Origin of the sequence: Pseudomonas sp. LP_7_YM, assembly GCF_004364435.1 — a bacterium.
GTDB lineage: Bacteria > Pseudomonadota > Gammaproteobacteria > Pseudomonadales > Pseudomonadaceae > Aquipseudomonas.
This window is the reverse complement of sequence record NZ_SOCT01000007.1, coordinates 1-11,723: the sequence shown is the minus strand read 5'-3', so window position 1 is coordinate 11,723 and position 11,723 is coordinate 1. Positions and strand designations below refer to the sequence as shown.

Below are 11,723 nucleotides of genomic sequence, written 5' to 3'. Positions count from 1 at the left end.
CCAAACGCCGCGCTTATCTGCAGGAGCCGGTTCGCGGGGTCCTGCATGGGCACAGGCTACGCGGATGAAGAGCGAAACCTGTGACTTAAAAATCCTCCAGCTTCCAGACCTCAAAAGCAGGTGTTTCGTAGGGGTGACTGTGCCTGAGCGCAGCCACCACTTGCTTTATCAACCCATCAGCAACGACCAGCTCGACCTTCCATTCCTCGACGTATTCGACCGCTCCAGCCTGCCCAATGAACGGCTGACTGCCGTCCAGCGGGCGGAACTGACCTTGGCCGCGTACCTGCCATGAGCAGCTGTCATAAGCACCGATTCGCCCCGCACCGGCGGCGAATAGTGCTGTCCTGACCTGCTCCACATGGCTGGGCGGAACGAAGAAGGCGAGCTTGTACATCCTCGATCAGTTCACCCAGACGCGGGCGTTCCTGAACATCCGCATCCAGGCGCCGTCTTCGGCCCACTCATCCGGGCGCCAGGAGTTGCTCACGGCACGGAACACGCGCTCAGGGTGCGGCATCATGATGGTGACGCGACCGTCTTGAGTGGTTAGCCCGGTAATACCGCGTGGCGAGCCGTTCGGGTTGGCCGGGTAGGTTTCGGTGACCTTGCCGTGGTTGTCGACGAAGCGCATCGCGACGGTGCCCGACAGATCGCTTTGCTGCAGCGTTTCAGGCGATTTGAATTCCGCATGACCTTCACCGTGAGCAATGGCGATCGGCATGCGGGAACCGGCCATGCCTTGCAGGAAGATCGACGCGGACTTCTGTATTTCCACCATCGCCACGCGCCCTTCGAACTGCTCGGAGCGGTTGCGCACAAAGCGCGGCCACAATTCGCTGCCGGGAATCAGTTCGCTGAGGTTGGACATCATCTGGCAACCGTTGCACACGCCAAGGGCGAAGCTGTCGGTGCGCTGAAAGAAACCCTGGAATGCATCGCGGGCCCGGCTGTTGAACAGCGCGGATTTGGCCCAGCCTTCACCCGCACCAAGCACGTCACCGTAGGAGAAGCCGCCGCAGGCGACCAGGCCTTTGAAGTCATTCAGGTCGACACGACCGGCGAGGATGTCGCTCATGTGCACGTCAACCGAAGCGAAGCCTGCGCGGTCGAAGGCTGCTGCCATTTCCACCTGACCGTTGACACCCTGCTCACGCAGGACGGCGACCTGTGGGCGCACGCCTTTCTTGATGTAAGGCGCAGCGATGTCTTCGTTGACGTCGTAGCCCAGCTTGACGCTCAGGCCCGGATTATCTTCTTCCATCAGGCTATCGAACTCCTGATCGGCGCAGTCGGCGTTGTCACGCAGGCGCTGGATCTGATAGCTGGTTTCGGTCCATTGACGTTGCAGCAGACGACGGTCGCCATTGAACAGCGCCTCGCCGTTCAGGCTGATAGTGACTTCGCTGTTATTGACTGGCTGGCCAATCACCGCGACGCAATTTTCCCCAAGGCCAGCAGCGCTGAACTGCGCAAGCACAATCGGGGTAGCATCCTGACGCACCTGAATCACCGCACCCAATTCTTCGTTGAAGAGGATGGCTGCGACCTTTTCACGCTTGCCGGTCAGGGTGTCCAGCTCAAGGCTCAGACCACAATGACCGGCAAAAGCCATCTCCAGCACGGTGGTCATCAGGCCGCCGTCGGACCGGTCGTGGTAGGCCAGCAGATGACCGTCGGCATTAAGGCCTTGAATCACGGCGAAGAACGCCTTCAGGTCTTCAGCGTCGTCAACGTCCGGCGCCACGCTGCCTAGCTTGCCGTGGGTTTGCGCGAGGATCGAGGCGCCCATGCGGTTCTGCCCACGACCCAGGTCGATCACGATCAGGTCGGTAATGCCTTTGTCCATGCGCAGTTGCGGGGTCAGCGTGCCACGAATGTCAGTGACCGGGGCAAAGCCGGTAACGATCAGCGACAACGGTGAAGTAACGGTTTTTTCCGTGCCTTCATCGCTCCAGCGAGTCTTCATGGACATCGAGTCCTTGCCCACCGGAATGGTGATACCCAGCTCAGGACACAGCTCCATGCCCACCGCTTTCACGGTGTCGTACAGACGCGCATCTTCGCCTGGGTGCCCGGCGGCGGACATCCAGTTGGCCGACAATTTAATGTCGGAGATCTTTGCAATACGCGAGGCTGCAATGTTGGTCAGGGTTTCGCCAATCGCCATGCGCCCGGACGCAGGTGCGTCCAGCAGTGCCAGCGGGGTGCGCTCGCCCATGGCCATCGCTTCACCGGTGTAGACGTCGAAACTGGTTGCGGTGACAGCAACGTCTGCCACCGGCACTTGCCACGGACCGACCATCTGGTCGCGGTTCACCATACCGGTGATGCTGCGGTCGCCAATGGTGATCAAGAAGCTCTTGCTCGCCACGGCCGGGTGGTGCAACACGCGCTGCACGCTTTCTTCGAGGTCCAGCGTGCCGGGGTCGAAATCATCGCCCAATTCCGCTTCGCGATTGGCCGAGCGGTGCATGCGCGGCGCCTTGCCCAGCAGCACTTCCAGCGGCATGTCCACAGGACTGTTGCCGAAGTGGCTGTCGGTCACGGTCAGTTGTGGCTCTTCAGTGGCTTCACCGACGACGGCAAACGGGCAGCGCTCACGTTCGCAGATCGCTTTGAAACGCTCGAAATCGGGGGCGCTGACGGCCAGAACGTAACGCTCCTGCGACTCGTTGCTCCAGATTTCCAGCGGCGCCATGCCTGGTTCATCGTTGGGCACATTGCGCAGTTCAAAGCGCCCGCCACGGCCACCATCGTTGACCAGCTCAGGGAAGGCGTTGGACAGCCCGCCCGCGCCGACGTCATGGATGAAAGCGATCGGGTTGTTGTCACCCAGCTGCCAGCAGCGGTCGATGACTTCCTGGCAGCGGCGCTCCATTTCAGGGTTTTCACGCTGAACCGAGGCGAAATCCAGATCTGCCGAGCTGGTGCCGGTGGCCATGGACGATGCCGCGCCACCGCCCAGACCGATCAGCATGGCTGGGCCGCCGAGCACGATCAGCTTGGCGCCAACCTTTATTTCAGCCTTCTGTACGTGTTCTGCACGGATGTTGCCCATGCCGCCAGCCAGCATGATCGGCTTGTGATAGCCGCGCACTTCTTCGCCGTGCGGGGTGTTGATGGACTGCTCGAAGGTACGGAAATAGCCAGTGAGCGCCGGACGGCCGAATTCGTTATTGAATGCGGCGCCCCCCAGCGGGCCTTCGATCATGATGTCCAGCGGGGTGACGATGCGCTCAGGCTTGCCGTAAGGCTTTTCCCAAGGCTGTTCGAAACCCGGAATGTTCAGGTTGGACACGGTGAAGCCGGTCAGGCCTGCTTTGGGCTTGGCGCCACGGCCGGTCGCGCCTTCATCGCGGATTTCGCCGCCGGAACCGGTGGCTGCGCCGGGGAAGGGAGCAATCGCGGTCGGGTGGTTGTGGGTCTCGACCTTCATCAGGATGTGCACCGGCTCCTGGACCGCGCCGTACTGGCGGGTCTCAGGATTCGGGAAGAAGCGACCGGCGACGCTGCCGACGATCACCGAGGCGTTGTCTTTGTAAGCGGAGAGCACGCCTTCGTTGTGCATCTGATAGGTGTTCTTGATCATGCCGAACAGGCTTTTTTCCTGGCTCTGACCGTCGATGTCCCAACTGGCGTTGAAGATCTTGTGACGGCAGTGCTCAGAGTTGGCCTGGGCGAACATCATCAGTTCGATATCGTGCGGGTTGCGTTCCAGGCCAGTGAATGCGCTGACCAGATAGTCGATCTCGTCTTCGGCAAGGGCCAGGCCGAGCTCGACGTTGGCTTTTTCCAGCGCTGCGCGACCACCACCCAGAACGTCGACGGCGGTCAGGGGCCTGGGCTCGGCGTGGCGGAATAAACCGCCTGCCTCTTCCAGTGCACTCAGCACGAGCTGAGTCATGCGGTCGTGCAGGCCGCCGGCAATGAGTTGCGCCTCGGCCTCGCTGAACTGGCCTTCTACATAAAAGGCAATACCGCGTTCGATACGCAGAACCTTGGTCAGGCTGCAGTTACGTGCAATGTCGGTGGCCTTGCTTGACCACGGCGAGATGGTGCCCAAACGCGGCAAAACCAGAAACAGACGACCGCGTGGCTCCTGAACCGGCACACTCGGGCCGTACTTCAACAGTCGGGCAAGAACGTGCTGTTCGTCCTCGGTCAGGACGCCTGTAACCTCAGCGAAGTGGGCGAATTCAGCGTAGAGGCCACTGACAGCCGGAACTTTATCGTTCAGCTGTGCAAGTAATTTCTTGTGGCGGAAAGCAGAAAGGGCGGGAGCACCACGCAAGATCAACATCGTCGGGACAGCCTCGGGGAAGGGGGTGTGCTTTGAGGCCGTGCATTCTAGCCTAAACACGATCTTTCGGCACCCGAAACGAGGGCCCCGACGCGCCCGAATGTCAGTGCGAGACAGTTTCTTACACTCCGGGGTAAAAAATCCTTGCGCTCTATCAGACGCGATCCTCGCTGTCGAGATATGGCGGTCAACGCGCTTTGCGTATACTGCACCAATGTTTTCCCCATCAGATTTCCGCCCACGCTGCGCCAAGTGGCTCATCGCAACCGGAATCTTCCTGCTGCTCGGTGCCTGTGTTGAAAAACCCAACACACTGGAACGAGTCAAGGAGGATGGCGTCCTGCGCGTCGTCACCCGTAACAGCCCGGCGACCTATTTCCAGGATCGCAACGGCGAAACCGGTTTCGAGTACGAGCTGGTCAAGCGTTTCGCCGACGATCTTGGCGTCGAACTGAAGATCGAAACGGCAGACAACCTGGACGATCTGTTCGACCAAATGACGAAACCCGGCGGCCCGGTACTGGCGGCAGCCGGTCTGGTCAGTACCGAGAACCGCGCCAAACAGGTGCGATTCTCGCACTCCTACCTTGAAGTCACCCCACAGGTCATCTACCGCAATGGCCAGTCGCGCCCTACCGATCCGGGTGATCTGGTCGGCAAACGCATTCTGGTGCTCAAGGGCAGCAGTCACGCCGAGCAACTGGCAGCGCTGAAGGTCAAATATCCCGGTATCAATTACGAAGAGTCGGACCAGGTCGAAGTCGTCGACCTGCTGCGCATGGTAGACGAGGGTCAGATCGACCTGACACTGGTGGACTCCAATGAACTGGCGATGAACCAGGTGTATTTCCCCAACGTGCGCGTGGCATTCGACCTGGGGGATGGGCGTGATCAGCGTTGGGCCGTGGCGCCGGGCGATGACAACAGTCTGCTCAACGAGATCAACGCCTATCTCGACAAGATGCAGAAGAACGGCATGCTGCAGCGGCTCAAGGATCGCTACTACGGGCACGTCGACGTTCTCGGCTACGTCGGCGCTTACACCTTCGCCCAGCATTTGCAGGAACGCCTGCCAAAGTATGAAAAACACTTCCAGGCCGCTGCCAAGCAAGAGCAGGTGGACTGGCGCCTGCTGGCCGCGATCGGCTATCAGGAGTCGCTCTGGCAACCGGGCGTGACCTCCAAAACCGGGGTGCGTGGCCTGATGATGCTTACGCAGAGCACGGCCCAGGCGATGGGGGTTTCCAACCGTCTGGACGCCAGACAGAGCATTCAGGGTGGGGCCAAGTATCTCGCCTACGTGAAGGATCAGCTGGATAATACGATTCAGGAGCCTGACCGGACATGGCTGGCGTTGGCGTCCTACAACATTGGCGCAGGCCATCTGGACGACGCCCGCAAGCTGGCAGAAAGCGAAGGCCTGAACCCGGACAAATGGCTGGATGTGAAGAAAATGCTGCCACGCCTGTCGCAAAAGAAGTGGTACAGCAAAACCCGATACGGCTACGCACGGGGCGGCGAACCGGTCAGCTTCGTCGCCAACATCCGCCGTTATTACGACATCCTCACCTGGGTAACCCAGCCGCAGCTCGAAGGCAGCCAGGTCGCCGAAGGCGCGCTGCATGTGCCGGGCGTGGACAAAACCAGGCCGCCGGAAGAAAAGGCGCCGCTTTAGAGCCCCCGGTCCTCTAGCCCTTCGCCCTTCTCATCCTGAAAAACTCACTCAACATCGTCCCGCACTCTTCACCCAGCACCCCGCCGTCAAACAGCACCCGATGATTAAGAAACGGCTGGGTGAAAAACTGCCCCTGACTCTGCACCACGCCCGCCTTGGGTTCGGTCGCGCCATACACCACCCGGCCGATACGCGAATGCACGATCAACCCCGCGCACATGCTGCAAGGCTCAAGCGTGACGTACAACGTACTGCCCGGTAGGCGGTAGTTGCTCAACGCCTGGGCCGCCGCACGAATGGCGACCATTTCGGCATGGGCGCTGGGGTCGCTGCCACTGATGGGGCAGTTGTAGCCACGGCCGATAATCACACCGTCCTGAACCAGCACCGCGCCCACGGGGACTTCGCCCAACAGCGCACCCTCGGCGGCCAACGCGAGGGCTTCATGCATGAAATGCTGATCGCGGCTGCGATCAATGATTTGCGGCTGCCGCATTACGAAACCTCTATAGCTGCCATAAGACCGGTCTCCATGTGATCGATCACATGGCAGTGGAACATCCACACGCCGGGATTATCCGCTACCAGCGCCACGCGTGCGCGCTCGTTCCTGCCCAACAGATAGGTATCGGTGAAATAGGGGATCACTTTCCTGCGATTGGAGGCAATCACCTTGAAGCTCATCCCGTGCAAATGGATGGGATGCTGGTACTGCGTCATGTTCTTCAACTCGAAAATGTAACTCTTGCCCCGTTCGAGCTTGGCGATAGGCCTTTCGGCGCAGGTCCGGTCGGTGATATCCCAAGCCTGACCGTTGATCTGCCAGAGGCTCGGGGGCTTGCCGTTGTCGACATTGATCGATACCGCTCCTGCCCATTCAAAATTGAAGTTGAGCTTTTCGGCGCTGGCAAGATCCGGCTCGGCCACCGGATTGGCCGGCAACTCGGGGGGCCACGCGCCGGGCTTGTCGCCGCTGGCGACGGAGCGAAATGTGCCCAGCCGCACAGGGCCGTTGCGCAGGGAAATTTCCTCGCCGACCAGGGGCGCCTTGATTGCCAGGCACATCCGCATCCCTGGTCCCAGCCAGTAATCCTTGTCTAATGGACGCGGTTTGACCGGATTGCCATCCAATGCGTAGATCATCGCTTCGGCGCCCGGCAGATTGAGGCGATAGGTCACAGTGTTGTCGAGGTTGAGAACACGCACGCGGGTGATCTGGCCGGCTGGCAATTCGACCGTTCCTTGCGGCGTGCCATTGATCGTCGACAACCGCCCCGCCGTGCCTTCCCGAGCCGCCTCACGGATCACGCTGAACTCAGTGAACGCACCCTGCTCATCCACATGCCAGCTCTTCAGGCAGACCATACGCTCATGGGCAAATCCGGTCGGCTCGCGTTCCTCGACAATCAATGGCCCGACCAAACCGCGCCCCAGTTCTTCGCTGCTGCTGACATGCGGGTGATACCAATAGCTACCAGCGTCGGGCACGCGGAATTTGTAATCGAAATACTCGCCCGGTTTGACCGGCAGTTGCGACACGTAAGGCACACCGTCCATTTCCAGCGGCAGACGGATGCCGTGCCAGTGAATGGTGGTTTCGACCGGCAACCGATTGATGAAACGCACACGCAGCCAGTCGCCTTGCCGTACCCGCAGTTCGGTGCCCGGCGCTGAGGCGCCAAAAGCCCAGGCCGGCGTCTTGAAACCGCAGACCAGTTCTACGTCCAGAGGCGCTGCGATGAGTTCGTAGTCATGCCCCTCTCCAGGCCCGGTGCGCCCCAGCCAATAACGCGAAGCGCCGCCAGCGCCCAGCCCGACCACGGCAAGACCGGCCAGACCTCCGAGAAATTGTCGACGGGTAAAGGACATCTGGCAAAAACCTTGGTGAGGGCCGGAGGGGGGAACAAAGCGCTGAACGCGAGACTTTGCGAGGGGCGGATACGATACACCTGCGTTAACTGAAAATAAGCGAACGATGGCTGCAGTACATATTTAGTACCAATTCAGTCGGGCAGATGGGGAAGCTCAAGGCTCATTCATCAAGGACGACGGACATGCCTTCTCTCATTGCCAACACTTTGGACCTCAATACTGATCAGACATCGCTTAGAGCCATTTGTAAGAAGCTGGTAGCGAACTGCCCCGACCTGCGTGAAATGGCTCGGGCTGCCGCATCCGAACTCCTGCGCCAGCACTGCATCGATCATCTGGAGCCTGACGCCGTCTATTGGCATCGCTTCGAGGTCGCTGACAGCAGCTCTCTGACCTTCAGCGGCTGGAGGCACCTCGCTAAACCGATTAATTCGCTGACCCTGCCCCAACTGGTGATGCACCGCTTCAACGCATTCGACCAGAACCAGGCCGACTCACTGCAAGTGATGAGCGGTTTCTACACCGCAGGACCCGACGCCGAGGTTTTCGACGAAACCAACCAGGTGTGCCTACTACCCAAAGATGCGATGGACGCCTTTTGGGCTCTGGACTTCAAACGCCAATTCACTTTCAAGATGAACACCTTTTGGCAAAACCGTGCGGACGATTTCAGAACCCTGGCCAAGGCCAGCTTCATCGCCAGGGCCGTGGAGGATCATCGCAGCGGCGCCCTGGACGCTGAGCAATTCGGGGCAATCATGGCCGCTATAGGTGTGGATCCGGGCAAACCGGTCACGTTGGCCATGCTGCAATCGGAGGTACCGCTCGGCGTTGGCGTACGTGTCGCCAAGCTGGACATCGCCGGGTATGAGTCCAGTGACCTTTTGCGAATCGTCGAAGACAGCGGTCGGCAATTCCTCTATGTGCCGGGGGAGGTTGATGCCTTCCACGTCTTCGACACCCCTGACAAACTGCAGTGGTGGCTGATGAATCACAGCAACGAGGTCCACAATCGGGCGCAATTGATGTCGCACTTTCCGCTATCCGTGCATGCGCAGGGCGATCAGCAGATCGGATTGAATCACGCACTGGACCTGATGTTCAGCAACTGGGGCACGCATGCTCCCTCCGTGATCAACCGGGACGAGCGCCCGGTCAGCGGCGATCCGTTCACACACCTGCGCGATGCCGCCCGAGCGCGCATGAAGGCCGATGCCGAATTTGCCCTGTACTCGAACAGCGAGCTGCGCAAGCAGATGTGGATCGGTTACTTGCAAGCCTTCGGTCAGACCTTCGGCGCCTTGGCGACACTGGACTGGCCAATTGCTTTGGCTGCGGTGGGCGCAGGCTTGGCCGACGTCGGCTTGAACATTGATCAGGCAATACACGGCCACACCACAGCGGATCGCAAAAGTGGTGTGATTGGCGCCATCCTCGGCGGCATCGATGTGCTGTTCAATGCTGCCTTACTGGCTCAGGTCGCAATGCCTGAAATTGCTGATATTGCGTCTGAAAGTGAGTCCACCGCAGCCGCGCCGGATCTCGAGATTGAAGCGCCGGGTGCACCCTCCCCCACGCAGCTGCAACCTGCGATACCTAATCCGACAGACACCGGTGAATTAGCCGGCCTGCTGACGCCTTTCGAGACCAACGAGGTGCTCGATGACTATCCCCAGCCACCGACCAGCGGCCGTATGCGCAACGTCTACCAGACAGGCCACGACACGACGCTGATCTCGATCGAAGGCATCGGCTATCAGGTGCGCTATGTCAATGAACTGAACAGCTGGGTCATCGTCGACCCGCAGAACCCATTCTCGTTTCATCGCAACGTACCTGTCCGGCTGAACAATGCTGGAGAATGGGAGCCTGTCAGTCAGGGCCTGCGCGGAGGGGGCGGTGCATTACGGACGTTATCGGCAAGAACAGATTCAGTGGGACCGACCCTTGCAGCCCTGCCGAGCCCTTATGACCTGCCTCAGGCACTGCGAGAACCCTTGCGCGCGCGGGTAGAAAACCCCAGCAACCGACCGTTTGAAGGGAATTACGTGTCGCTGAAACCGAATGATCCGATCCAGGATTTCTTCGCCATGCGTCGTCGCCTGGCCAGCGATACAGACGCTTTTTATGCACACGTGCAAATCCCTGAGCGGCCGCCGATACCCGTCATCGCGCCTGAATCGACGCCAAGAGCCGCCCTCAAGCAACTTTATGAAAGCGCGCCCGGACTGGTGATCGGTGAGAGTCACAATTGCGTAGCCAGCAAACAATTCTTGATCGACAACATGGGGCAACTGGTCAAACAAAAGGTCAAGACGCTGTATATGGAACATTTGCTAACCGATCTGCACCAGGCGGACCTGGACACCTTCGCCAGAACCGGCGCCATGCCCGCCAAGCTGGAGGCGTACCTGGAGCACCTGGACTGGGGCCACTTAACCGACTCAACCGGTCGCTACACGTTCCTCAACCTGGTCAAAACGGCCAACAAACACCGCATCCGCGTACGCGCCATCGACTGCATGACCAGTTATAGGCACGCAGGGCTGCCCGACCCCGACAGGACAGTGCGCCTTAGACTGATGAATTACTTCGCGCATACGGTCATCAATGCCGATCAGGCCGCATCGGGCGGTGGGCGGTGGGTGGCGCTGGTAGGTAACGCACACGCCAATACGTATCGTCAGGTCGCCGGTGTCGCAGAAATCGAGGGTGTCGTCGGGCTGCGCATTGTCGACGTCAACCCGGGCGAAGCGACCGGTTACGACGTAGATCCCGGTGCAAATGTGAACGACGCAATGGGCAGGCCCGTCGGGAGCGTCAAAAGTGATTTGAGGCTACGTATGGCGGTCAAAGGGCGTAGAGCTCACTTTGTCGAAGCCCCTAATCTGGTCCATGACCGCCTGCCCCATTCAGGCGAGTTCGCCATCATGCGAACAAGTGATGCCGCCGAGCTCGTCCACCGCAGCCGTGATGGACTCCTCCACTACACACCCATCAAGCAAGACGGCACGCAGCTCTATATCCAGCGCCCGGAATGGCCAGCAGTGAGCGGACGCCGCTATGCCACATTCACCGAACTGACCGCCGCCCTAAAGCTGACAGGCTTGAGACAGAGCATCTGAAACAACAAAGCCGGATGCGTCCATTGAGGCGTATGCGGCTTTGGGGGTAGTGCTGAAGATCTGGAAGAGGCTTCATCGGGGTATGGAGAGCATTCCCACTCTATTATCAATAATTCAAAAAATACTTATATTTCAGATCTTTAAAATATACAGCAGCGCTTATGCCATGAAATATACCATCCCATCAGGCATATGGAGAGTTGCGTGTCAGCTCGGCCGTCCCCTCCTCCGGGACAAACGCCTTGGCCACTTGCCTTAGTAGGATGGCCAGCTCTGCAGGGTCCCCATTACGGCGTACCTCAGTCAGTAACTCGACTGCATATTCGGGACAGAGCAAGAACTGCTCGGCCATCGCTTCGTCGTGGGATCGATCTTTCATCTGGCACCATCCTATCAGTTAAGGATGGTCTGAAGTAGGCCGCTATTTTTAGACCGCTGAGCCATAGCCGCTTTCAAAAAACGGTAGCCGTTCAAAATCGATCAAGTCTGCCGCCTATTTCATCCGTTTTTACCGCTGCACGCGGCCCGCAGTAGCTATTTCCCTCATTACGGACGCACCTCTCCTGCGCTGGAGAGCAAATATCGACGCGCCATCCAAAGGTTCGACAGGGCGAACAGCGTCACCATCTGAGCAGTGTTTTTCACCAAGCCTTGGAAGCGCACTTTCGTATAACCAAACTGACGCTTGATCACCCGAAATGGATGCTCAACCTTGGCGCGAACTTGGGCCTTGGCTTTCTCGATCTTG

The 11,723-nt window shown here is 59.4% G+C and carries 8 protein-coding genes; 2 read left to right on the top strand and 6 right to left on the bottom strand.

All coding sequences use genetic code 11. The features are described from left to right. Window positions 1–85: 85 nt before the first annotated feature. A complete protein-coding gene (locus EC915_RS16845) occupies window positions 86–397 on the bottom strand; it encodes a YqfO family protein (protein ID WP_133751665.1) in 312 nt (103 codons plus the stop codon). 6 nt (window positions 398–403) lie between these two features. Beyond that, complete coding sequence (purL, locus tag EC915_RS16840) at window positions 404–4,303, bottom strand: phosphoribosylformylglycinamidine synthase (protein ID WP_133751664.1); 3,900 nt, start codon at window positions 4,301–4,303, stop codon at window positions 404–406. Between the two features lie 214 nt (window positions 4,304–4,517). Here purL and mltF point away from each other — a divergent pair, with 214 nt between their 5' ends. Continuing rightward, the gene (gene mltF, locus EC915_RS16835; RefSeq protein WP_133751663.1) at window positions 4,518–5,978 is read left to right on the top strand and encodes a membrane-bound lytic murein transglycosylase MltF; all 1,461 of its coding nucleotides are present in this window, start codon (window positions 4,518–4,520) and stop codon (window positions 5,976–5,978) included. 13 nt (window positions 5,979–5,991) lie between these two features. On the opposite strand, the gene tadA is transcribed toward mltF, so the two are convergent. Then, window positions 5,992–6,474: a tRNA adenosine(34) deaminase TadA gene (gene tadA, locus EC915_RS16830; protein ID WP_133751662.1), complete on the bottom strand. Its 483-nt coding sequence runs from the start codon at window positions 6,472–6,474 to the stop codon at window positions 5,992–5,994. Next, window positions 6,474–7,847, bottom strand: a complete 1,374-nt coding sequence (locus EC915_RS16825; protein WP_133751661.1) for a multicopper oxidase family protein — start codon at window positions 7,845–7,847, stop codon at window positions 6,474–6,476. Before EC915_RS16825 ends, tadA begins: the two co-directional genes overlap by 1 nt. 185 nt (window positions 7,848–8,032) lie before the next feature. Here EC915_RS16825 and EC915_RS16820 point away from each other — a divergent pair, with 185 nt between their 5' ends. Beyond that, on the top strand, window positions 8,033–10,975 hold the full coding sequence (locus tag EC915_RS16820) for a membrane-targeted effector domain-containing toxin (protein WP_166651011.1): 2,943 nt from the start codon (window positions 8,033–8,035) through the stop codon (window positions 10,973–10,975). Window positions 10,976–11,159: 184 nt separating this feature from the next. Here the strand turns inward: EC915_RS16820 and EC915_RS25315 are convergent, their stop codons facing one another. Together EC915_RS25315 and EC915_RS16810 are read right to left on the bottom strand one after the other, a co-directional pair. After that, window positions 11,160–11,354, bottom strand: a complete 195-nt coding sequence (locus tag EC915_RS25315; RefSeq protein WP_133751659.1) for a transcriptional regulator — start codon at window positions 11,352–11,354, stop codon at window positions 11,160–11,162. A gap of 167 nt (window positions 11,355–11,521) precedes the next feature. Beyond that, the coding region (locus EC915_RS16810) for a transposase (RefSeq protein WP_166651010.1) at window positions 11,522–11,723 on the bottom strand (202 nt) is incomplete at its 5' end.